Raw genomic sequence first — 20,010 nt, forward strand, 5'->3', positions numbered from 1 at the left:
GACGCCGTCGAGTTCGATCAGCGCCCGCTCTGTCACGCTCAACTCCCCGTACTCCGATACGACCCCAGGCCCGCCCGCCACGCCAGGCCGGCCAGCGCACAGCACAACAGCGCCACCAGGGGCGGCGCGAAGGCCGCCCAGGAGGGCAGCTCCAGCGGGTACGGCCGCCCCAGCACGAAGCAGGCCGGCACCCAGTTCACGAAGGCGAGGGGCAGCAGATACGTCACCCCGCGCACGAAGTCCTTGCCGAACACCGTCGGCGGGTACTGCAGCAGCGTGGTGCCGCCGTAGGTGAAGGCGTTCTGCACCTCGGCCGCGTCCTGCGCGAGGATCTGGAAGGACGCACCCGCCACGAACACCGCGCAGAAGATCAGCGCACCACTGGCCAGCATCACCGGCACCAGCAGCACCTTCGCCGCGCTCCAGCCGACGTCGACCGAGACCAGCGCCCAGCCCAGCACCAGCGTGCCCTGGACGATCCGGCCCAGGCGGCGCAGCGCGAAGCGGTCCGCGCCGATCTGCGCGAGGACCGGCGCGGGCCGCACCAGCAGGCTGTCGAAGGAGCCGTCGCGGATGCGGGCGCCCAGCACGTCCATCGAGCCGAGCACCAGGTCCGCGATGCCGAACGACGTCACCGAGAGGCCGTAGAGGAAGGCGATCTCGGGCAGCGTCCAGCCGCCGAGCCGGTCCACCTGCGAGAACATCAGCAGGATGCCGACGAAGTCCAGACCGGTCACCAACAGGTTGCCGCACACCGTGACCAGGAAGGACGTGCGGTACGTCATGGAGGAGCGCACCCACATCCCAGCGATCAGCCGGTAGGCCCGCAGCCCCTCGCGCAGGCGGTTCGTCTCAGCCACCCTGCACCACCACCCGCCGCGTCGCCGCCGACTGCAGCAGCCGGCCCGCGGCCAGCAGCACCACCGCCCACACCGCCTGGAAGGCGTACGCCCGCAGCGGATCGGTCTCGCCCATCAGCACGTCGGCCGGCATCTGCAGCTGCGCCGCCCACGGCAGCGCGCGGACGATCTCGCCGAGCGCTCCGGGGAAGGCGTTCAGCGGGAGCACCATGCCCGAGAAGAAGATGCCGGTGATCATCAGGACCTGGCTGACGCCCATGCCGTCCAGCAGCCAGAAGACGCTCAGAGCGGCCAGATAGCGGATGCCGAAGCTGACGACCATCGCCAGGACGAGGGTCACCGCGAACGCCGCCCAGGTGGTGACGCCGGCCGGCAGCGCCATCGGAAAGAACAGCGCGCCGAACGTGAACGGAATCACACCGCGCCCCAGCATCTGGAACACCGAGCGCCCCAAGTCGCCCGCCAGCCACCACAGTTGAAGGTCGGCCGGCCGGTACAGGTCGACCGCGATCTCCCCGGTGCGGATGCGGTCCATCAGGTCCTTCTCGAACCCGCCGCCCTGGATGGCGAGCGTCGCGTACAGGCACTGGCCGAGCCACACGTAGGTGACCGCCTGCGCCTGGTCGTACCCTCCGAGGTGCGGCTTCTCGTCCCACAGCGCCAGATACGTGTAGACGAGGATGAGTCCGAAGACGGTGTTGGTGAACACCCCTGCGGCCGTGGCCGCCCGATACGTCGCGTACCGTCTGAAACCGCCCGCCGCGACGGCCACGTACAACCGTCCCGAGCCCACGTCAGTCAACCTCCCGGACCTCTCGACACCGAAGCGCAGGAGCCTAGTCCGCTGGTAGTGACGCACGCCACGCATTTTCGGGGCCGGACGCGTGCCGCGATCCGGGAACGGAACGCATGGTGCGAGAGTCTTCAAGAGGGGGCGCAGAAGGCGTACGAGGGCGTACAGGAACGTACGACGCGAAACAGGAGTCCGGTACACGACATGAGCGACGAGCCGCAGCCGCAGCAGCCTGCCCAGGGCTGGGCACCGAGAGAGCCGCAGGCGGCCGAGGCCCAGGCCCCGGGGGCGGGAGCGGGGGACGGCAGCCCGAAGCGCCCGAGGAGGACGGGCTGGCGGCGGCTGATCCCGACCTGGCGCATGGTGCTGGGCACCTTCGTCATCGGCGTCCTGTTGCTGATCGGCCTGTTCTACCTCGGCTACTCCCTGGTCAAGATCCCGCCGGCCAACGCCCTCGCCATGAAGCAGGCCAACGTCTACCTGTACGCGGACGGTTCGCAGATCGCCCGCGACGGCGACGTCAACCGCGAGAACGTCTCGCTCGCGCAGGTCTCCAAGTCCGCCCAGCACGCCGTGCTGGCCGCCGAGGACCGCGACTTCTACATCGAGTCCGCGATCGACCCCAAGGCGATGGTGCGCGCCGCCTGGAACACCGCCACCGGCAAGGGCAAGCAGTCCGGCTCCACGATCACCCAGCAGTACGTCAAGAACTACTACCTGGGCCAGGAGCAGACCGTCACCCGCAAGGTGAAGGAGTTCTTCATCTCGATCAAGCTGGACCGGGAGAAGTCCAAGGACGAGATCCTCCAGGGCTACCTCAACACCAGCTACTTCGGCCGCAACGCGTACGGCATCCAGGCCGCCGCCCAGGCCTACTACGGCCAGGACGCCACCGATCTCGACGCGGCCCACGCCGCCTACCTCGCCGCGCTGGTCAACGCGCCCAGCGAGTACGACGTCGTCGCGCACCCCGAGAACAAGGTCTCGGCGGTGGCCCGCTGGAACTACGTCCTGGACGGCATGGTCAAGAAGGGCTGGCTGACCGAGACGAAGCGGGCCGGCCTCAAGTTCCCGATGCCGAAGCAGCAGACGGCCTCCACCGGCATGTCCGGGCAGCGCGGCTACATCGTCAACGCCGTCAAGGACTACCTCACCAAGAACAAGATCGTCACCGCCGACGAGCTCGACCGGGGCGGCTACCGCATCACCACCACCCTGCAGAAGAGCAAGCAGGACGCCTTCGTGAAGGCGGTGAACGACAAGGTGATGTCGAAGCTCGACAAGAAGAACAACAAGGTCGACACCTACGTCCGCGCGGGCGGCGCCTCCGTCGACCCGAAGACCGGCAAGCTCGTCGCGATGTACGGCGGCATCGACTACGTCAAGCAGTACACCAACGGCGCGACCCGCGAGGACTTCCAAGTGGGCTCCACCTTCAAGCCGTTCGTGTTCACCTCGGCCGTACAGAACCACTCCGAGACCCAGGACGGCGAGACCATCACGCCGAACACCTACTACGACGGCACCAACAGGCGCCCCGTCGAGGGCTGGAGCGGCAGCTACGCGCCCGCCAACGAGGACGACCGCTCCTACGGCGACATCACCGTGCGCACCGCCACCGACAAGTCCGTCAACGCGGTGTACGCGCAGATGGCCGTGGACGTCGGCTCCGCGAAGGTGAGGCAGACGTCGATCGGCCTGGGCATCCCCTCCGACACCCCGGAGCTGACCCCCACCCCGTCGATCGCGCTCGGCGTCGCCCGGGCCAGCGTGCTGGACATGGCCGAGGCGTACGCGACCCTCGCCAACCACGGTGAGCGCGCCACGTACACGATGATCGACTCGATCACCAAGGACGGCAAGGACGTCGTCGACCTGCCCAAGGCGCAGACCAGCCAGGCCGTCAGCCGCGAGGCCGCCGACACCACCACCTCGATCCTGCAGAGCGTCGTCGACAACGGCACCGCGACCGCCGCGCAGGCCGCCGACCGCCCCGCCGCCGGCAAGACCGGCACCGCGGAGGAGGACACGGCCGCCCTGTTCGCCGGCTACACGCCCGACCTCGCCACCGTCGTCTCGGTGATGGGCCAGGACCCGGTGACCGCCGCCCACAAGTCGCTCTACGGCGCGATGGGCCTGGACCGCGTCAACGGCGGCGGCCCGCCCGCCGAAATCTGGGCGCAGTACACCCGCGACGCCCTGAAGGGGAAGCCGGCGACGGACTTCGACCTCCAGCTCCAGGCCGGCGCCGAGGAGACCGCGCCGCCCGCCACCACCGAGCCGCCGCAGCAGCCGGGCACCGGCGGCCAGGACAACGGCGGCACGACCGGCAGCCCGACGCCCACCACGGGCGGCACCACCGACGGCACCACGACCGGGGGCCAGTCGCCCAGCACCGGCGGCACCACCGACGGCACCACCACCGGCGGCACGGCGAACGGCGGGACCACCGGCGACGGCGGGACGACCGACACGGGCGGCACCACCGACGGGGGCACCACGGACGGCGGGACGACGGGCACCACCGGGAACACGACGGACGGCGGCACCACGACCGGCACCGACACCGGCGGGACGACGGTGGGTCCGGGCGGCCCGCAGACGACCCGCCGACGCTGACGCGTCGGTGACACGTCAGTGACCGGAGGTCGCCTTCAGCCCCACGACGGCGACCAGCAGCAGGCAGACGAAGAAGACACGGGCGGCGGTGACCGGCTCACCCAGCACCACCATGCCGAGCACCGCCGCACCGGCCGCCCCGATCCCGACCCAGACGCCGTAGGCGGTGCCGATGGGGAGGGACCTGGCGGCGTACGACAGCAGCAGCATGCTGGTGACGATCCCGGCGCCGGTGAGAAGGCTGGGGACGAGACGGGTGAACCCGTCGGTGTACTTCATCCCGATCGACCAGCCGACCTCGAGCAGACCGGCGACGACAAGCAGAACCCAGGCCATGACGGCACCTCCGAAACGCGTGACTGACTCGCGGGGTGCGTCGTCTTTGCCTGCGAATCCCGGTACGGCGCGTCTCGTCGGGCTCCCTCCAAGCTAGCAAAGGAATGACAAAAAGGGCTGGTGACGATGGTCACCAGCCCTTCTGCCACTGCGTTCGGCCGCGCTATAGGTACAGGCCCGTCGTGTCCTCGGAGCCCTCGAAGCGGTCGGCGGCCACGGCGTGCAGATCGCGCTCGCGCATGAGCACGTACGCCACGCCCCTGACCTCCACCTCGGCCCGGTCCTCCGGGTCGAACAGGACCCGGTCGCCGGGCTCCACCGTCCGTACGTTCTGCCCGACGGCGACGACCTCGGCCCAGGCCAGACGCCGCCCGACCGCGGCGGTGGCGGGGATCAGGATGCCCCCGCCGGACCGGCGCTCCCCCTCACCCGTCTCCTGCCGCACGAGAACCCGGTCGTGCAGCATCCGGATGGGCAGCTTGTCGTGCTGCGGGGTGCTGTGCTCGTTTCTGTTGGCGCTCACGCCATGAACCTACCTGTCTCCGCTCACTTCCGGCGCCGCCGGGTGCCGAGAGCCAGCAGACCGACGAGTCCGACGGCGACGGCCGCGACCGGCACGATCCGCTCCAGCCGGGGCGCGCCCTCCTCGTCGACGAACTGGGCCCTGACGTCGCTCACGACCTTGTTGACCCCGACGTAGGCGCGACCCAGCGTGTGATCGATGTTGGAGACGACCTTGGCCTTGGCGTCCCCGACGATCGTCTTCGGGTGCACCCGCACCCCGATCTCGTCGAGGGTCTCGGCCAGCACTGCGCGGCGGCTCTTGATGTCCGCCTCGATCTGCGCCGGGGTTCTGGTGTCCGACGTGTCCGCCACCGTAGGGCCTCCGAGTCAGCTGGTACGTGGTGCCGCTTGTTCTGGACAGTCTGTCAGTTCCGCCCGCGCCTGCACTGTCAGGACCCCCGGTTACGCTAGCCCGATGAGCGAGCGACTCCAGCCCGGGGACGTGGCCCCCGACTTCACCCTCCCCGACGCCGACGGCACCGAGGTGTCCCTGTCGGCCCACAAGGGCCGCAAGGTCATCGTCTACTTCTACCCCGCGGCCCTGACGCCCGGCTGCACCAAGCAGGCCTGCGACTTCACGGACAACCTGGAACTGCTGGCGGGCGCCGGCTACGACGTCATCGGCATCTCGCCCGACAAGCCGGAGAAGCTGGCCACGTTCCGCGAGAAGGAGTCCCTGAAGGTCACGCTCCTGGCCGACCCGGAGAAGACCGTCACCGAGGCGTACGGCGCCTACGGCGAGAAGAAGAACTACGGCAAGACGTACATGGGCGTCATCCGCTCCACGGTGATCGTGGACGAGGAGGGCAAGGTCGAACGCGCCCTCTACAACGTCCGCGCGACCGGCCACGTGGCGAAGATCATCAAGGATCTGGGGATCTGAGGTCCCGTTTCCCCCTGTGAGCGGCCCGTACCGGCTTACCCGGTGCGGGCCGCTTCACATTCCCGGCGTGACTGTCCGATCAGCCCATCGTTGCTCCGTACGAGCTGCGAACGTGCGGCCGGGACGGAGGAACTCGTGGGGGTCGGCGCGTACACCAAGGAGCGGCTGGAGGAGGCGGCTCGGGGGGCTCGGACGTTGGCGGAGGCGTTGGAACGCTTGGGGGTGGACCCGCGGAGCTCCACGCGGCGATACGTGTGGGAGCGGATGAGGAAGCTCGGGGTGGATGTCGCGCACTTCGAGCGAGCGGGGGTCACGTGGACGAGGGAGATCCTGCAGGCGGCGGTCTCGGCGTCGACGAACATGTGCGAGGTGCTGCGCCATCTCGGGCTCGAGGTGGTCGGCGGGCATCACACGCACATCAGCCGCCGCATCAAGGCGTACGGGATCGACACCTCCCACTTCCAGGTGCCGGCCCGGCCAGGGAAGGCATGGCGCCCCCGAACGTCCGAGGACTTGCTCGTCGAGCAGCGAGCCGACCGGGCTCGACGTATCCCCGGCGATCGGCTCAAGCGGGCCATGGTGTCGACCGGCGTGCCCGAGCGGTGCGCATTGTGCGGCGTGGAACCGGTATGGCGGGGGCGGCCGCTCCCGCTGGAGGTCGACCACATCGACGGCAACTGGCGCGGCAACAGAATCGGCAACCTGCGGCTCCTGTGCCCCAACTGCCATTCGACGACCGACAGTTACCGAGGACGCGGAAAGAGGACCGCTCGAGGCGGTGCTTCATGAGCAGCCGCGACATGCCTCGTGGCAGAAAGCCGGGGGCGACACCTGGCAGACCGACCGCCGAGGTGCTGCGCGGCGCGGTCGAGGGGGCATCCTCTCTCGCAGAGACACTGCGCGCCCTGGGAATGGAGCCGTACAACAGCAGACTGCGCACTCAGCTTCGCCGTTGGATCGCCGAGGACGGGCTCGACATCTCCCATTTCCTGGGGCGGGCGCACCGACGAGGGAAGCCTGGCACCGTTCCGCTCAGGCGCGCGGCGGACATCCTCGTCCGGCACGACGGCACCCGTCGGACGCGAACTCACCTGCTGCGCAGGGCGCTCCTGGAGGTGGGCCAAGCGGAGGAGTGCGCGGAATGCGGGACCGGCCCCGAATGGCTCGGCAGGCCCACGACGCTGGAGATCGATCACATCAACGGGGACTGGAGCGACGACTGGCGGGAGAATCTGCGCTTGCTGTGTCCCAACTGCCACGCGATCACCAGCACCTGGTGCAGGGGAGGCTACCAGCGACGACCGCTCGCCGCGTGCCAGTAAGCTGTACGCGGGGCCGTAGCCCAACTGGCAGGAGGCACCACTTTTAGGTAGTGGACAGTGCGAGTTCGAGTCTCGTCGGCCCCACCTTCAGGGCGCGGCTCCCCGTCGGGCGCCGCGCCCCTTGGTGTGCCTCAGCCCAGCAGCTCCCGCACCACCGGTACCAGAGCGCGGAACGCCTTGCCGCGGTGGCTGATCGCGTTCTTCTCCTGGGGGGTCAGCTGGGCGCAGGTGCGGGTGTCGCCGTCCGGCTGGAGGATCGGGTCGTAGCCGAAGCCGCCGGTGCCCTCGGGGGTGTGGCGCAGCACGCCGCGCAGTTGGCCCTCGACCACCCGCTCCGTGCCGTCCGGGAGGGCGAGTGCGGCCGCGCACGCGAAGTGCGCAGCGCGGTGCTCCTCGGCGATGTCCGACAGCTGGGCCAGCAGCAGGTCGAGGTTGGCCTTGTCGTCGCCGTGCCGGCCGGCCCAGCGGGCGGAGAAGATGCCGGGCGCGCCGTTCAGGACGTCGACGCACAGGCCGGAGTCGTCGGAGACGGCGGGCAGGCCGGTCGCCTGGGCCAGGGCGTGCGCCTTCAGCAGCGCGTTCTCCGCGAAGGTGACGCCGGTTTCCTTGACGTCGGGGATGTCGGGGTAGGCGTCCGCCCCCACCAGCTCGTGGTTCAGGCCTGCGTCGGCGAGGATCGCCCTGAGTTCGGTGATTTTTCCGGCGTTGCGGGTGGCGAGGATCAAGCGCGTCATGGGGGCCAGTATTCCGCCTCGCCCGGTCCGGCTCCCCCGGCCCCTCTCCCCCGCCCGTCTCCCCGCGCTCGCCTCCCCGTGCCGGTCTCCTACGAGGTGCACACCTTCGTCAGCTCGCCGGCCGCGTCCGTGACCGGGCTGATGTCCGGTGTGTTGTCGCCGTTCCTGACCGCCTTGCGGACGTTGGCGACGGCCCGGTCCAGGTCGTCGACGGCCTTGTTGACGTCGGCGTTGTCGGTCTTGTCGCCGATCTTGCCGAGGTTCTTGTCGATGGAGGCGAGGGACTCGTCGAGTCGGCTCGGGTCGTTGGAGGCGTTCTCCACGGCCTGCTGGAGGTCGGTGACGCTGTCGGCGATGGTGTCGGCGGTCTGGACGCAGTCCAGCGCCTTGTCCACGGCGTCGCACCCGGTGGTGAGTCCGGCGGTCAGCCCGACGGCGGCCAGTGCTGCGACGGCGATGGTGATACGGCGGCCTCGGCTCACGGCCATGACTGCGGTCCCTCCTGTCTCCAGGCCCCGGTGAGGCCCCCCGTACTGGTCGGGCGCACGGTGGTGTGCCGTGCGCCCGCACTCGTAGGGACGCGAGGGCGGGCGGCGGGGTTGCCCCGGGCCGCCGCTCTGCTTGGTGCGCCCTTTACCTTTCGAGGACGGTACCAAGTGCCTTCTGCTGAAGGACAGCGAGTTCCGTGCAGCCGGAAACGGCAAGGTCCAGCAGGGAGTTGAGCTCGTCGCGGGCGAACGGCTCGGCCTCCGCGGTGCCCTGCACCTCGACGAAGCGGCCGTCGCCGGTGCAGACGACGTTCATGTCGGTCTCGGCGCGGACGTCCTCCTCGTAGCAGAGGTCGAGCAGCGGCACCTTGCCGACGATGCCGACGGAGACCGCCGAGACGGTGCCGGTGAGCGGCTGGCGGCCGGCCTTGATCAGCTTCTTGCCCTGGGCCCAGGCGACGGCGTCGGCGAGGGCCACGTAGGCGCCGGTGATCGCGGCCGTGCGGGTGCCGCCGTCCGCCTGGAGCACGTCGCAGTCGAGGACGATCGTGTTCTCGCCGAGCGCCTTGTAGTCGACGACGGCGCGCAGGGAGCGGCCGATGAGGCGGCTGATCTCGTGGGTGCGGCCGCCGATCCTGCCCTTGACGGACTCGCGGTCGCCGCGGGTGTTGGTGGCGCGGGGCAGCATGGCGTACTCGGCGGTGACCCAGCCTTCGCCGCTGCCCTTACGCCAGCGGGGGACGCCCTCCGTGACGGAGGCCGTGCACAGGACCTTGGTGTCGCCGAAGGAGACGAGGACCGAGCCCTCGGCGTGCTTGCTCCAGCCGCGCTCGATGCTGACCGGGCGGAGTTGTTCGGGGGTGCGACCGTCGATTCGAGACATGGCGACGAGCCTAGTCGCAGAACGGACGAGGGCCCCTCCCGCCGGGAGGGGCCCTCGTCCGTGCGCCGGTCCGGGCGGACCGGAGGCTCACATCATGTCTTCGATCTCCGCGGCGATGGGGTCGGCGTCGGTGCCGATGACGACCTGGATCGCGGTGCCCATCTTGACGACACCGTGCGCGCCCGCGGCCTTCAGAGCGGCCTCGTCCACCTTGGAGGCGTCCAGGACCTCGGTCCGCAGCCGCGTGATGCAGCCCTCCACCTCTTCGATGTTCTCGATGCCGCCGAGTCCGGCAACGATCTTCTCAGCCTTGCTGGCCATGACGTCTCCTCACGCACAGTTGGCCCAACTTCACGAGCGACGGCGCCGTGCGTACCCAAAGATGGCGTCACAGCATCCCCATCGTCCGTAACTGGTCTACACCACCTCGCAGGCGGTCGCCAACTCATGAGTGCCGAGACCGAGATCTCCCCCGCCCGTCGCCGGTGGCAGTCGGCGTTCCAGGGCCTGCAGAAGATGGGCCGCAGCCTCCAGCTCCCGATCGCGGTGCTGCCGGCGGCGGGCATCCTCAACCGGCTCGGCCAGCCCGACGTGTTCGGCGACGAGGGCCTGGGCTGGACCAATGTCTCCAAGGTGATGGCGGGGGCGGGCGGCGCGCTGCTCGACGGCCAGCTCGGGCTGCCGCTGCTGTTCTGCGTGGGCGTGGCCATCGGCATGGCGAAGAAGGCGGACGGCTCGACCGCGCTGGCGGCGGTCGCGGGCTTCCTCGTCTACTACAACGTGCTGCGCCAGTTCCCGAAGGACTGCCCGGGCGGGGGCAAGACGCTGGCCGGGGTGGGCTGCCAGGGCCCCGACGGGACGTTCAGCACCTTCACGTACCAGAACCCGGGCGTCTTCGGCGGCATCGTCATCGGCCTGCTGTCCGCGTACTTCTGGGCCCGTTATCACCGTACGAAGCTGGTGGACTGGCTCGGCTTCTTCAACGGGCGGCGGCTGGTGCCGATCATCATGTCGTTCGTGGCGATCGGCGTCGCGGCGCTGAGCCTGTGGGTCTGGCCGCCGATCGGTGACGCGCTGGAGAGCTTCAGCGACTGGATGCACGACCTGGGCGCGTGGGGCGCGGGCGTGTTCGGGGTCGCCAACCGGGCGCTGCTGGTCGTGGGGCTGCACCAGTTCCTGAACGTGCCCATCTGGTTCCAGTTCGGCAGCTACACCAAGCCGGACGGCACGGTGGTGCACGGCGACATCAACATGTTCCTGGCCGGCGATCCGAACGCCGGCCTGTTCACCTCGGGCTTCTTCCCGATCATGATGTTCGCGCTGCCGGCGGCGGCGCTCGCCATGACGCACTGCGCCAAGCCGCACCGCCGCAAGGAGATCGGCGGCCTGATGCTGTCGGTGGCCCTGACCTCCTTCGTCACCGGCATCACGGAACCGATCGAGTACTCGTTCCTGTTCATCGCCCCGCTGCTGTACGCGATCCACGCGGTGCTCACGGGCGTGTCGATGGCGGTGACCTGGGGCCTCGGCGTCCACGACGGCTTCAGCTTCTCGGCGGGCCTGATCGACTACATCATCAACTGGAACCTGGCGACGAAACCGTGGGCGATCATTCCGATCGGATTGTGTTTCGCGGCCGTCTACTACGTGATCTTCCGCTTCGCGATCACGAGGTTCGACCTGAAGACGCCGGGGCGGGAGCCGGACGAGCTGGCGGAGGAGATGGAGCGCGACAACGTCAAGTGAGTCCGGCGCCGGACACGTCCGCCAGGACGCCGCGCAGGTCGGCGAGGGCCTGACGCACCTCGCCGCCCGCACCGCAGCGCACGGCGTGGCGGTAGGCCTCGGGCACCTCGTCGTAACGTCCGCAGGCGAGCGCGATCAAGGCGCGCAGCTCGGCGTGACGGCCCGCAAGGCGTGTACGTACCGGCCCCGCCGCCTCCGCCGCCTGGTCCAGTCCGTCGATCAGTGCGGACAGCCGGGCCAGCAGCACGCCGCTGTCGACGAGCGCTCCGTAGTAGGCGGCCTCGCCGGTCCGGCCCGACCGGCGGAGCAGTGCCAGGCATGCGTCGATCCGTGAGCGCGCGCCGCTGCGCAGGGCAAGTTCGGCGAGCAGCGCGTAGGCCTCGTCCTCGCGCTGACGCTCGTAGTCCGTCAGCGAGGCTTCGGTGTACCGGTCCAGCGCCTCGCGGAGGTCTTCGTAGGCCCGGGCGATCGCCTCGGGGTCGGTGACCTGTCCGGCGAGGATCTCGCGGCCGGCGTAGAAGGCCCAGACCGGGTTGGCCGGTTCTTCGCGGCGGCAGCGGGCGATGAGCGCTCCGTCCCTGGTGCGCTTGGACCGGGCGGCGATGACATCGGGCAGGTAGCCGTGGTGGATCAGCTCCACGTCCAGTTCCGTCGCCGTGGGGGCGCTGCCGTCGGGGTGGAAGGGCTGCTCGTGGATCCGGCCGCGGAAGCGGAGACGGGTGTCGGCGCGCAGCACTCTTCTGGTGCGGTCGTAGACACCGCCGCCCGCCACGTCGACGACGCGGGGCGACAGCACCTTGTCACGGTGGGCCGGGTCGTCATGCGCTCCGCGCACCGCCTGGCGGAGCAGCGCGGCATGACCCTCGCGGAGGCGTTCGTCGGCGTCGACGAAGAGCAGCCAGCCGTCCGTCACCTCCGAGAAGGCCTGATTGCGCTGGGCCGAGAAGTCGTCGGTCCACGGCCTGCGTACGGTCCGCAGGGGCAGGGCGACGGATTCGGCGGCCGCGGCGGCCACGTGCACGGTGGCGTCGGTGGAGCAGGCGTCGATCAGCAGGATCCGGTCCACGGCACCGGCCAGGGACGTGACGGCGGCGGCGATGTTCTCCGCCTCGTTCCAGGTGAGGACGACCGCGGTGATGACCGGGTGGTCGGCGGTGGGCATGGTTCTCCTGTCTCAGGACCCGATGGTGAGGGTGGTGTCGAAGTCGGCCTCCGGTACCTCGCGGTGGGAGACGAGCACCTTCGCGCCGGGCGTCTCGCGCAGGTTCTTCCAGACGCGGCGGAAGGTGTCCTCGTCGATTCCGCTGAAGGTCTCGTCGAAGAGCAGGACGGCGGGGGCGAGCAGTACGGCCCGGGCCACCGCGAGCCGCTGCACCTGGCCCCGCGAGAGCCGTCCGCCGTCCTCCTTGAGGTAGGTGTCGTAACCGCGGGAGAGGCCGTTCACGACCTCGTCGAAGCACGCGATCCGGCAGGCGTGGTCGATGTCGGCCTGGGCGCGCGGCACACCGAGCGTGAGATTCTCGCGGACGCTGGCGGCCACGAGGAGGGGCTCCTCGGGCACGTACACGACGTGCCGCGCGCGCTCGGCCTCCGCCATCTCCCGGATCTCGCGTTCGCCGACGGCGACACTGCCCTCGTGTTCGGGGTACAGGCCCGCCAGCACCTTCAGCAGCGTGCTCTTGCCGGCTCCGTTGGCTCCACGCACCAGGGCGCGGCCCCGTTCCGGCAGGGTGAAGGTGAGGTTCTGGAAGACGTGGTGCGAGGCGCCGGGGTGCCGGAAGCCGAGCGAGAAGACGCGCAACGCACCGCTGGCGAGGCCTGATTCGGGGCCGCCGGCGACCTCACTTCTGTTTGCCGCGTCGGCCCGTGGATCCTCGCGCTGCGACATGACGTCGCGGTAGCGGCCGAGCGCGGCGGCGGCGCGCTGGACCCTGACCTGGAGCACGGCGAGGTTCTCGGCGGAGGTGAGGAAGTAGCCGGAGAGCGTGAGGAAGGCCATGAGCTGCCCCAAGGCCAGGGACCCGGCGTTCACCTGGAGCGTGCCGAGCCAGGCGGCGACGATGACGAAAGCGCCCTGGTTCGCGGCCTTGGCGGCACCGCTGATGTTGTCGAGCCGGCCCAGCCTGGTCTCGGCGTCGACCAGTCGTTCCACGGCCCGGTCCAGCCGTTCGACTGCGTACGCCCGCCGGCCGTGCGCGGCGAGGTCGAGATGGCCGCGCAGCAGGTTGTACGCCTCGGCCCTGAGGGAGGAGTCGCGCTGCAGCGCCTCCTCGGCCTGCTCGCGCACCGCGGGATACACCGCATACGAGATGGACGCGTCGATGGCGGCCGACAGCAGCAGCGCCAGGAAGAGCGCGGGCGCCACCCAGCCGAGGTAGACGCCGGAGAGCAGCACCGTGCTCAGGTCGATGGCCGCTCCGACCGTCAGCGTGGCGAGCAGAGCCTGGATCGCCTGGACGTCCCCGAACCGGCTGACCAGGTCTCCGGTGCGCCGGGTGGCGTAGAAGGACAGCGGCAGGCGCATGAGCTTACGCGTGTACGCACGGGTCAGCCGGCGCTGCAGCCGTCGCCCGAGGGTGACGACGACGCGGCCCCGTACGTACTGCAGGAGGGCACCGCACACGACGACCAGGACGGCACCGAGGGCGGCCAGGGTGAGGCCGTGGACGTCCGAGCGGGGCAGGTAGGTGTCGACCGCCAGCTGGAGGAAGAAGGTCGAGGCGGCGACGAGGAGTGCCGCGGTCGCGGCCGTCAGCAGGCCTGTGGCCAGCAGCCGCCGGCGGTGTTCCACCGCGAGACGCCACACCACGCTCCGGGAGCGCAGGTCTCCGAGCAGCGGCCGCAGCCCGATGCCGCGGCCCGTCGGAACCTCCGTCACCAGCAGCTGTCCGCCGAAGGAAGCCAGGAAGTCCTCCATGGAGCGGACTTCGGGCCGGTAGCGGGCGGGGTCACTGATGACCAGGGTGCCGTCGGCGCGTATCTCATGGACGACGACGAAGTGGGTCAGCCCTTCCTCGTCCAGGACGGCGACAGACGGTCCGGCGGCGCCGAGCACGGCGCCCAGTTCCTCCGGGTCGGCACTCACCAGCAGGGATTCGACGCCGTACCCGGCGAGGACGTCCCTCAGCCGCAGCAGTGAGGCGCCGTCCTCGCCGAGCCCGACCGACTCGCGCAGCACGGCGGTGTCGACCAGTACTCCGTGTCGCTTGAGGAGGATGCGGACACTCGCCGGGCCGCAGTCCGTCTCCCCCTCCTGGTGCACATGGTGGCGCTGCCACTTCATGGCTTGGGTTCCCTCCCCCGAGGCCCGCACGGGCCGGGCCCCGCTCCTGGGGAACGGGGCCCGGTGACCGGTCCGTCAGTGATCAGAGCTTGGGACCTTTGCCCTTGCACATGCTGCGGTAGAGGGCGATGTACTGCGAGGTGTCCGCACTGCCGTACATGTCGAACGCACCCGCGGTGATCTCGTTGTAGAGCACCTTGCACTGGGTCTTCGACATCGCGCCGCCGACGACCTGCGCCGCCTCCTCGTCCTCCAGGAGGGAAACGCCCATTTCGCTAAGGTTCGCGAGACTCATAACTCAGCTCCCGTTCTGGTCGGTTGACGCCGTTCCACCCGGCGACAGGTCTAGACAACCATCGGGCATGATCGCTTTCAAGGTGCGACCGCGGGACGGACCGGAGGATAAGATCACATTGCTTTCGCACAATGATCTGGAACCCGAGAGACACCGAACCCGTCCGCGTGGACGCGCGCACTTTCCTCCTCCGGACGAGCACGAGGCGTAGCGCCGCGGTTGCGGATTCGGAGGTTCCTTACACCGCCTTCATCGTGCTACAACAGGTCTACACCACTGAGTGGTGTAGACCAGAGACGCTGCCGTCCCCCTTCCCATGGATCCCTGGGCGGCGCCTTGCATGCCCCCTGGAGGAAGTTGTGACCACGGCGAGCGCCGCACCTGCGGCCGAGAAGAAGAAGGGCGCCGGTGCGATGGCTGTGTTGCAGCGCATCGGCCGCAGTCTGATGCTGCCGGTGGCCGTGCTGCCCGCCGCGGCTCTCCTGGTGCGCCTCGGCAACACCGACATGCTGGGCCGTCCCTCCTTCCCGACGTTCCTGACGAAGATCGCGTCCTTCATGGCGGCCGGTGGCAACGCGATCCTCGACAACATGGCGCTGCTGTTCGCCGTGGGTATCGCGATCGGCTTCGCGAAGAAGTCGGACGGCTCCACGGCCCTCGCGGCGGTCGTCGGCTATCTGGTCTTCAAGAACGTCCTCGCCACGTTCACGGACAAGAACCTGCCCAAGGTGGCGACCGCCGTCGACGGCAAGGTCGTCATGGTGAACGCACCCGTGGACGCCAAGGTCCTCGGCGGTGTGGTGATGGGCATAGTCGTGGCCCTGCTGTACCAGCGCTTCTACCGCACCAAACTGCCCGACTGGGCGGGTTTCTTCGGCGGCCGCCGTCTCGTCCCGATCCTGTCGGCGTTCGCGGGTCTCGTGCTCGGCATCGTCTTCGGCTACATCTGGCCGGTCCTCGGCACGGGTCTGCACAACTTCGGTGAGTGGCTGGTCGGATCGGGCGCCGTCGGCGCGGGCATCTTCGGTGTCGCCAACCGTGCGCTGATCCCGATCGGCATGCACCACCTGCTCAACTCCTTCCCGTGGTTCCAGGCGGGCGACTACCACGGCAAGAGCGGCGACATCGCGCGCTTCCTGGCCGGCGACCCGCACGCGGGTCAGTTCATGACCGGGTTCTTCCCGATCATGATGTTCGCCCTGCCGGCCGCGTGCCTGGCCATCACCCACTGCGCCCGCCCGGAGCGCCGCAAGGTGATCGGCGGCATGATGTTCTCGCTGGCCCTGACGTCCTTCGTCACCGGCGTCACCGAGCCCATCGAGTTCACCTTCATGTTCATCGCGCCGGTCCTCTACGCGATCCACGCGGTCCTCACCGGAGTCTCGATGGCGCTGACCTGGTCGCTGGGCATGCGGGACGGCTTCGGCTTCTCCGCGGGTGCCGTCGACTTCGGGCTGAACCTCGGCATCGCCAGCAACCCGTGGGGCCTGGTCCTGGTCGGCCTGTGCTTCGCGGCCGTCTACTACGTGGTCTTCCGCTTCGCCATCATCAAGTTCAACCTGCCCACTCCGGGCCGTGAGTCCGACGAGGAACTCGCCGAACTGCAGAAGGCGGAGGCCAAGTAGCCCCGACCTGCACCCGTGCGAAGGCCCCGGCACCCGAAAGGTGCCGGGGCCTTCGTCATGCCCGGTGTCAGATCTCGTACGTGCGCCTCGGTGCCGCCAGCTCCACCGGCCCGGTGAAGACCTCGCGGGCGTCGCGGAGGTTGGCCTGGGGGTCCGTCCACGGCGGGATGTGGGTGAGGACCAGACGGCGCGCGCCGGCGCGGGCCGCCGTCTCACCCGCCTCGCGGCCGTTGAGGTGCAGGTCCGGGATGTTCTCCTTGCCGTGCGTGAAGGCCGCCTCGCACAGGAACAGGTCGCTGTCGCGGGCGAGTTCGTCCAGCGCGGGGCTGATCCCCGTGTCGCCGGAGTACGTCAGCACCGACCCGCCGTGTTCGACCCGGATGCCGTACGCCTCCACCGGATGGGCCACGCGCTCCGTGTGCACCGTGAACGGGCCGATCTCGAAGGTGGACGGCTTGACCGTGTGGAAGTCGAAGACCTCGCTCATGGAGGAGGCGGTGGGGGTGTCGGCGTACGCCGTGGTCAGGCGGTGCTCGGTGCCTTCGGGGCCGTAGACGGGGATCGGGTCGCAGCGGCCGCCGTCGTGGCGGTAGTAGCGCGCCACGAAGTAGGCGCACATGTCGATGCAGTGGTCGGCGTGCAGATGGCTGAGGAAGATCGCGTCGAGGTCGTAAAGACCGCAGTGGCGCTGCAGCTCGCCAAGGGCACCGTTGCCCATGTCGAGGAGCAGCCGGAAGCCGTCGGCCTCTACGAGGTAGCTCGAGCAGGCCGATTCCGCGGACGGGAACGACCCCGAGCAACCGACGACGGTGAGCTTCATGGAGCAGAAACCTCCGCGGGCGGGAACTTTTCTGGCGGGAGACGGGGGTCGTGCGGTTCGTCGAGCGTAAGGCGCAAAACGCCCGGTCGCTCCTCCGGCAAGGGCTGTTGTGGGCGAACTCACCTGTGGTGTCACCGGTTCGGCTGGAACAGGGGCCGGTGGGACGCCGGGGAGCGAGCACGGGTTCGACAGAGGGCGCGCGTCGCCCATCGCGCGCCGGTACCGTCGTCCGTATGGACACGTCATGGTGGCTCGCGCTCGCGGCCGTGGTGCTGCTCGCGCTGGTCGCCACGCTCGTCGACGGCTGGGGGCGGGGGCGGCGGCCCGCGGGACGCCGGACGCGGCCGCCGGGCCGGCCGGGCGGCCGGCCGCGGTCACGGCCGCGGCCCGCGGAGATCTGGTGGGCGAACGTGCCCTACGAGGACGGGCCGGGCGCCAAGGACCGGCCCTGTCTGGTGCTGGTGGTGCACGGGGAGCGGGCGACCGTCGCGAAGATCACCAGCAGATACCACGACGAACGGGCCGGGGTGATCCCGCTGCCCCCGGGTGCGGTGGGCGACGCGCAGGGGCGCGCCAGCTTCCTGGAGACCGACGAGCTCCGCGAGGTGGCGGTGTGGGAGTTCCGCCGGCGGGTGGGTGTGGTGGACCCGGTCCTGTGGGACCAGGTCCGTCACCTGGCTACCTAGGAAGCCCGGCGAAGCCTTACGCCCAGAGCTGGCCGTGCAGCGTCTCGATCGCTTCCTCCGTGGTCGCCGCCGTGTAGACGCCGGTCGACAGGTACTTCCAGCCGCCGTCGGCCACGACGAACACGATGTCCGCGCTCTCGCCCGCCTTCAGCGCCTTGTTGCCGACGCCGATCGCCGCGTGCAGGGCCGCGCCGGTGGAGACGCCCGCGAAGATGCCCTCCTGCTGGAGCAGTTCACGGGTGCGGGTGACCGCGTCCGCGGAGCCGACCGAGAAGCGAGTGGTGAGGACGGAGGCGTCGTAGAGCTCGGGGACGAAGCCCTCGTCGAGGTTGCGCAGGCCGTAGACCAGGTCGTCGTAGCGCGGTTCGGCGGCGACGATCCTGACGTCCGGCTTGTGCTCGCGCAGGTAGCGGCCGACGCCCATGAGAGTGCCGGTGGTGCCGAGGCCCGCGACGAAGTGGGTGACGGAGGGGAGGTCGGAAAGGATCTCCGGGCCGGTGCTCGCGTAGTGCGCGCCGGCGTTGTCGAGGTTGCCGTACTGGTAGAGCATCACCCAGTCCGGGTGCTCGGCGGAGAGCTCCTTGGCGACCCGTACGGCGGTGTTGGAGCCGCCCGCGGCCGGGCTGGAGATGATCTCCGCGCCCCACATGGCGAGCAGGTCGCGGCGCTCCTGCGAGGTGTTCTCGGGCATCACGCACACCATGCGGTAGCCCTTGAGCTTCGCGGCCATGGCGAGCGAGATGCCGGTGTTGCCGGAGGTCGGCTCCAGGATCGTGCAGCCGGGGGTGAGCCGGCCGTCCTTCTCCGCCTGCTCGATCATGTGCAGCGCGGGGCGGTCCTTGACCGAGCCGGTGGGGTTGCGGTCCTCGAGCTTGGCCCAGATCCGCACGTCGGCGGACGGCGACAGCCGCGGCAGGCGCACCAGAGGGGTGTTGCCCACCGCGGCCAGCGGGGAGTCGTAACGCATCCGGATCAGGCCATGCCGCCGGCCACGGCCGGCAGGATCGTGACGTTGTCGCCGTCGGCGACCTTGGTGTTGATGCCGTCGAGGAAGCGGACGTCCTCGTCGTTCAGGTAGACGTTGACGAAGCGGCGCAGCTCGCCGTTGTCCACGATGCGGGCCTGGATGCCCGCGTGCCGGGACTCGAGGTCGGTGAAGAGCGCGGCGAGGGTGTCCCCGTTGCCCTCCACGGCCTTCTGCCCGTCGGTGTACGTGCGGAGGATGGTCGGGATGCGGACCTCGATGGCCATGGCTGAGGGCTCCTGTCGATGATTACGTCGGGTCTGTGGGCGCGCGGCGGCGCGGCGTTCGGGGTGGTACGTCGGTGCCGCGGCTCACGGCCGTACGGCGGCAGGGGCAGCGTCAACAGATGGCGCTGGCGAGCCTGCACAGGTCGACGTGCAGCCGCGCCACGAGCAGCATGCCCGGCGTCTTCTCGCTCACGTCGTTCAGAACCATGGGGTCATCGTATCGATTCCCGGTCGGCCGCCCGGAGTGTGATCTCACATGGCGGACGGTTTTCATCCAGTGTTCGAGATCAGTACGCCTCGACCACCGTGACCTCCTCCTCCGTGACCTCGCCCTCCACGATCCGGAACGAGCGGAACTGGAAGTCGCCGAGGCCGTCGGTGTCGGCGGTGGAGACCAGCACGTAGTGGGCGCCCGGCTCGTTGGCGTAGGAGATGTCCGTGCGGGAGGGGTAGGCCTCGGTCGCGGTGTGCGAGTGGTAGACGATCACCGGCTCCTCGTCGCGGTCGTCCATCTCGCGGTAGAGCTTGAGCAGGTCGCCGGAGTCGAACTCGTAGAACGTGGGCGACATGGCCGCGTTCAGCATCGGGATGAAGCGCTCGGGGCGGTCGGAGCCCGCCGGGCCCGCGACGACGCCGCACGCCTCGTCGGGGTGGTCCTTGCGCGCGTGCGCGACGATCTGGTCCACGAGGGCCTGGGTGATGGTCAGCATGTTCGCCAGGATATGCAGAAGGGCCGTCCCGTACCGAGGCGTGGTACGGGACGGCCCGAATGCCGGACGCCGTGAGCGGTGCCGCGGCGGAGGCCACGAGTGTCCGCCGCGG

At 69.8% G+C, this 20,010-nt stretch carries 24 protein-coding genes, 1 tRNA gene and 1 riboswitch; of the genes, 8 read left to right on the top strand and 17 right to left on the bottom strand.

Annotation, left to right across the window (positions count from 1 at the left end; genetic code table 11):
* Window positions 1-38: 38 nt before the first annotated feature.
* Together ACFU97_RS02830 and ACFU97_RS02835 are read right to left on the bottom strand one after the other, a co-directional pair.
* On the bottom strand, window positions 39-860 hold the full coding sequence (locus ACFU97_RS02830; protein WP_384249964.1) for an ABC transporter permease: 822 nt from the start codon (window positions 858-860) through the stop codon (window positions 39-41).
* A complete protein-coding gene (locus ACFU97_RS02835; RefSeq protein WP_384250299.1) occupies window positions 853-1,653 on the bottom strand; it encodes an ABC transporter permease in 801 nt (266 codons plus the stop codon). The genes ACFU97_RS02830 and ACFU97_RS02835 overlap by 8 nt, the downstream gene beginning before the upstream one ends.
* Before the next feature lie 204 nt (window positions 1,654-1,857).
* Between ACFU97_RS02835 and ACFU97_RS02840 the strand changes: the two genes are divergently transcribed.
* Window positions 1,858-4,272: a transglycosylase domain-containing protein gene (locus ACFU97_RS02840; RefSeq protein WP_384249966.1), complete on the top strand. Its 2,415-nt coding sequence runs from the start codon at window positions 1,858-1,860 to the stop codon at window positions 4,270-4,272.
* A gap of 15 nt (window positions 4,273-4,287) precedes the next feature.
* On the opposite strand, the gene ACFU97_RS02845 is transcribed toward ACFU97_RS02840, so the two are convergent.
* The 3 genes from ACFU97_RS02845 to ACFU97_RS02855 form a co-directional block, all read right to left on the bottom strand.
* Window positions 4,288-4,608 (bottom strand): DMT family transporter, encoded by a 321-nt coding sequence (locus ACFU97_RS02845; protein ID WP_384249969.1) that lies wholly within the window; start codon window positions 4,606-4,608, stop codon window positions 4,288-4,290.
* Between the two features lie 34 nt (window positions 4,609-4,642).
* Window positions 4,643-4,716, bottom strand: a riboswitch (guanidine-III (ykkC-III) riboswitch).
* A gap of 55 nt (window positions 4,717-4,771) precedes the next feature.
* On the bottom strand, window positions 4,772-5,131 hold the full coding sequence (locus tag ACFU97_RS02850) for a GroES family chaperonin (RefSeq protein ID WP_384249971.1): 360 nt from the start codon (window positions 5,129-5,131) through the stop codon (window positions 4,772-4,774).
* Between the two features lie 23 nt (window positions 5,132-5,154).
* Entirely contained in the window at window positions 5,155-5,484 is a 330-nt protein-coding gene (locus ACFU97_RS02855; protein WP_384249974.1) for a DUF3618 domain-containing protein, read from the bottom strand.
* Window positions 5,485-5,587: 103 nt separating this feature from the next.
* On the opposite strand from ACFU97_RS02855, the gene bcp reads away from it, so the two are divergent.
* From bcp to ACFU97_RS02875, 4 genes are all read left to right on the top strand, one after another.
* Complete coding sequence (gene bcp / locus ACFU97_RS02860) at window positions 5,588-6,055, top strand: thioredoxin-dependent thiol peroxidase (protein ID WP_384249976.1); 468 nt, start codon at window positions 5,588-5,590, stop codon at window positions 6,053-6,055.
* 135 nt (window positions 6,056-6,190) lie between these two features.
* Entirely contained in the window at window positions 6,191-6,844 is a 654-nt protein-coding gene (locus ACFU97_RS02865) for an HNH endonuclease signature motif containing protein (RefSeq protein ID WP_384249979.1), read from the top strand.
* Entirely contained in the window at window positions 6,841-7,377 is a 537-nt protein-coding gene (locus tag ACFU97_RS02870; RefSeq protein ID WP_384249981.1) for an HNH endonuclease, read from the top strand. Before ACFU97_RS02865 ends, ACFU97_RS02870 begins: the two co-directional genes overlap by 4 nt.
* A gap of 9 nt (window positions 7,378-7,386) precedes the next feature.
* Window positions 7,387-7,461: transfer RNA gene (locus ACFU97_RS02875), tRNA-Leu, on the top strand.
* Window positions 7,462-7,508: 47 nt separating this feature from the next.
* Here the strand turns inward: ACFU97_RS02875 and rdgB are convergent.
* The 4 genes from rdgB to ACFU97_RS02895 form a co-directional block, all read right to left on the bottom strand.
* Window positions 7,509-8,111 (bottom strand): RdgB/HAM1 family non-canonical purine NTP pyrophosphatase, encoded by a 603-nt coding sequence (gene rdgB, locus ACFU97_RS02880; RefSeq protein ID WP_384249984.1) that lies wholly within the window; start codon window positions 8,109-8,111, stop codon window positions 7,509-7,511.
* Window positions 8,112-8,200: 89 nt separating this feature from the next.
* Window positions 8,201-8,599 (bottom strand): hypothetical protein, encoded by a 399-nt coding sequence (locus ACFU97_RS02885; protein ID WP_384249985.1) that lies wholly within the window; start codon window positions 8,597-8,599, stop codon window positions 8,201-8,203.
* A 145-nt stretch (window positions 8,600-8,744) separates the two neighbouring features.
* The gene (gene rph / locus ACFU97_RS02890; protein ID WP_384249988.1) at window positions 8,745-9,482 is read right to left on the bottom strand and encodes a ribonuclease PH; all 738 of its coding nucleotides are present in this window, start codon (window positions 9,480-9,482) and stop codon (window positions 8,745-8,747) included.
* Window positions 9,483-9,569: 87 nt separating this feature from the next.
* On the bottom strand, window positions 9,570-9,803 hold the full coding sequence (locus ACFU97_RS02895) for a glucose PTS transporter subunit EIIB (protein ID WP_164433485.1): 234 nt from the start codon (window positions 9,801-9,803) through the stop codon (window positions 9,570-9,572).
* A gap of 126 nt (window positions 9,804-9,929) precedes the next feature.
* Between ACFU97_RS02895 and ACFU97_RS02900 the strand changes: the two genes are divergently transcribed.
* Entirely contained in the window at window positions 9,930-11,228 is a 1,299-nt protein-coding gene (locus ACFU97_RS02900; protein WP_384249990.1) for a PTS transporter subunit EIIC, read from the top strand.
* Here ACFU97_RS02900 and ACFU97_RS02905 read toward each other — a convergent pair.
* From ACFU97_RS02905 to ACFU97_RS02915, 3 genes are all read right to left on the bottom strand, one after another.
* On the bottom strand, window positions 11,221-12,390 hold the full coding sequence (locus ACFU97_RS02905) for a glycosyltransferase (protein WP_384249992.1): 1,170 nt from the start codon (window positions 12,388-12,390) through the stop codon (window positions 11,221-11,223). The two genes, ACFU97_RS02900 and ACFU97_RS02905, sit on opposite strands and share 8 nt — an antisense overlap.
* Window positions 12,391-12,402: 12 nt before the next feature.
* Window positions 12,403-14,511 (bottom strand): peptidase domain-containing ABC transporter, encoded by a 2,109-nt coding sequence (locus ACFU97_RS02910; protein ID WP_384249995.1) that lies wholly within the window; start codon window positions 14,509-14,511, stop codon window positions 12,403-12,405.
* An 82-nt stretch (window positions 14,512-14,593) separates the two neighbouring features.
* Window positions 14,594-14,782 (bottom strand): hypothetical protein, encoded by a 189-nt coding sequence (locus ACFU97_RS02915; RefSeq protein ID WP_384249997.1) that lies wholly within the window; start codon window positions 14,780-14,782, stop codon window positions 14,594-14,596.
* Window positions 14,783-15,165: 383 nt separating this feature from the next.
* On the opposite strand from ACFU97_RS02915, the gene ACFU97_RS02920 reads away from it, so the two are divergent.
* Window positions 15,166-16,431 (top strand): PTS transporter subunit EIIC, encoded by a 1,266-nt coding sequence (locus ACFU97_RS02920; RefSeq protein WP_384250000.1) that lies wholly within the window; start codon window positions 15,166-15,168, stop codon window positions 16,429-16,431.
* 67 nt (window positions 16,432-16,498) lie between these two features.
* Here the strand turns inward: ACFU97_RS02920 and ACFU97_RS02925 are convergent, their stop codons facing one another.
* The gene (locus ACFU97_RS02925) at window positions 16,499-17,251 is read right to left on the bottom strand and encodes an MBL fold metallo-hydrolase (RefSeq protein WP_384250002.1); all 753 of its coding nucleotides are present in this window, start codon (window positions 17,249-17,251) and stop codon (window positions 16,499-16,501) included.
* 233 nt (window positions 17,252-17,484) lie between these two features.
* Between ACFU97_RS02925 and ACFU97_RS02930 the strand changes: the two genes are divergently transcribed.
* Complete coding sequence (locus ACFU97_RS02930) at window positions 17,485-17,937, top strand: type II toxin-antitoxin system PemK/MazF family toxin (RefSeq protein ID WP_384250004.1); 453 nt, start codon at window positions 17,485-17,487, stop codon at window positions 17,935-17,937.
* A 16-nt stretch (window positions 17,938-17,953) separates the two neighbouring features.
* On the opposite strand, the gene ACFU97_RS02935 is transcribed toward ACFU97_RS02930, so the two are convergent.
* The 4 genes from ACFU97_RS02935 to ACFU97_RS02950 form a co-directional block, all read right to left on the bottom strand.
* Window positions 17,954-18,904, bottom strand: coding sequence for a PLP-dependent cysteine synthase family protein (locus ACFU97_RS02935; protein WP_384250007.1), 951 nt, complete (start codon window positions 18,902-18,904; stop codon window positions 17,954-17,956).
* 5 nt (window positions 18,905-18,909) lie between these two features.
* On the bottom strand, window positions 18,910-19,188 hold the full coding sequence (locus ACFU97_RS02940; RefSeq protein WP_384250009.1) for a MoaD/ThiS family protein: 279 nt from the start codon (window positions 19,186-19,188) through the stop codon (window positions 18,910-18,912).
* A 112-nt stretch (window positions 19,189-19,300) separates the two neighbouring features.
* Window positions 19,301-19,396 (bottom strand): putative leader peptide, encoded by a 96-nt coding sequence (locus tag ACFU97_RS02945; protein WP_317633465.1) that lies wholly within the window; start codon window positions 19,394-19,396, stop codon window positions 19,301-19,303.
* A 79-nt stretch (window positions 19,397-19,475) separates the two neighbouring features.
* Window positions 19,476-19,898, bottom strand: coding sequence for a Mov34/MPN/PAD-1 family protein (locus ACFU97_RS02950; RefSeq protein WP_384250011.1), 423 nt, complete (start codon window positions 19,896-19,898; stop codon window positions 19,476-19,478).
* Window positions 19,899-20,010 lie beyond the last annotated feature (112 nt).

The organism is Streptomyces sp. NPDC057616 (assembly GCF_042800575.1).
Taxonomy (GTDB): domain Bacteria; phylum Actinomycetota; class Actinomycetes; order Streptomycetales; family Streptomycetaceae; genus Streptomyces.

What these genes read in the sequence shown, in the direction of transcription:
- ACFU97_RS02840 (WP_384249966.1), top strand. Translation starts at nt 1,858, where the DNA reads ATGAGCGACGAGCCGCAGCCGCAGCAGCCTGCCCAGGGCTGGGCACCG.
- ACFU97_RS02845 (WP_384249969.1), bottom strand. Translation starts at nt 4,608, where the DNA reads ATGGCCTGGGTTCTGCTTGTCGTCGCCGGTCTGCTCGAGGTCGGCTGG.
- bcp (WP_384249976.1), top strand. Translation starts at nt 5,588, where the DNA reads ATGAGCGAGCGACTCCAGCCCGGGGACGTGGCCCCCGACTTCACCCTC.
- ACFU97_RS02870 (WP_384249981.1), top strand. Translation starts at nt 6,841, where the DNA reads ATGAGCAGCCGCGACATGCCTCGTGGCAGAAAGCCGGGGGCGACACCT.
- rdgB (WP_384249984.1), bottom strand. Translation starts at nt 8,111, where the DNA reads ATGACGCGCTTGATCCTCGCCACCCGCAACGCCGGAAAAATCACCGAA.
- ACFU97_RS02885 (WP_384249985.1), bottom strand. Translation starts at nt 8,599, where the DNA reads ATGGCCGTGAGCCGAGGCCGCCGTATCACCATCGCCGTCGCAGCACTG.
- rph (WP_384249988.1), bottom strand. Translation starts at nt 9,482, where the DNA reads ATGTCTCGAATCGACGGTCGCACCCCCGAACAACTCCGCCCGGTCAGC.
- ACFU97_RS02895 (WP_164433485.1), bottom strand. Translation starts at nt 9,803, where the DNA reads ATGGCCAGCAAGGCTGAGAAGATCGTTGCCGGACTCGGCGGCATCGAG.
- ACFU97_RS02900 (WP_384249990.1), top strand. Translation starts at nt 9,930, where the DNA reads ATGAGTGCCGAGACCGAGATCTCCCCCGCCCGTCGCCGGTGGCAGTCG.
- ACFU97_RS02905 (WP_384249992.1), bottom strand. Translation starts at nt 12,390, where the DNA reads ATGCCCACCGCCGACCACCCGGTCATCACCGCGGTCGTCCTCACCTGG.
- ACFU97_RS02910 (WP_384249995.1), bottom strand. Translation starts at nt 14,511, where the DNA reads ATGAAGTGGCAGCGCCACCATGTGCACCAGGAGGGGGAGACGGACTGC.
- ACFU97_RS02915 (WP_384249997.1), bottom strand. Translation starts at nt 14,782, where the DNA reads ATGGGCGTTTCCCTCCTGGAGGACGAGGAGGCGGCGCAGGTCGTCGGC.
- ACFU97_RS02925 (WP_384250002.1), bottom strand. Translation starts at nt 17,251, where the DNA reads ATGAAGCTCACCGTCGTCGGTTGCTCGGGGTCGTTCCCGTCCGCGGAA.
- ACFU97_RS02930 (WP_384250004.1), top strand. Translation starts at nt 17,485, where the DNA reads ATGGACACGTCATGGTGGCTCGCGCTCGCGGCCGTGGTGCTGCTCGCG.
- ACFU97_RS02935 (WP_384250007.1), bottom strand. Translation starts at nt 18,904, where the DNA reads ATGCGTTACGACTCCCCGCTGGCCGCGGTGGGCAACACCCCTCTGGTG.
- ACFU97_RS02940 (WP_384250009.1), bottom strand. Translation starts at nt 19,188, where the DNA reads ATGGCCATCGAGGTCCGCATCCCGACCATCCTCCGCACGTACACCGAC.
- ACFU97_RS02945 (WP_317633465.1), bottom strand. Translation starts at nt 19,396, where the DNA reads ATGGTTCTGAACGACGTGAGCGAGAAGACGCCGGGCATGCTGCTCGTG.
- ACFU97_RS02950 (WP_384250011.1), bottom strand. Translation starts at nt 19,898, where the DNA reads ATGCTGACCATCACCCAGGCCCTCGTGGACCAGATCGTCGCGCACGCG.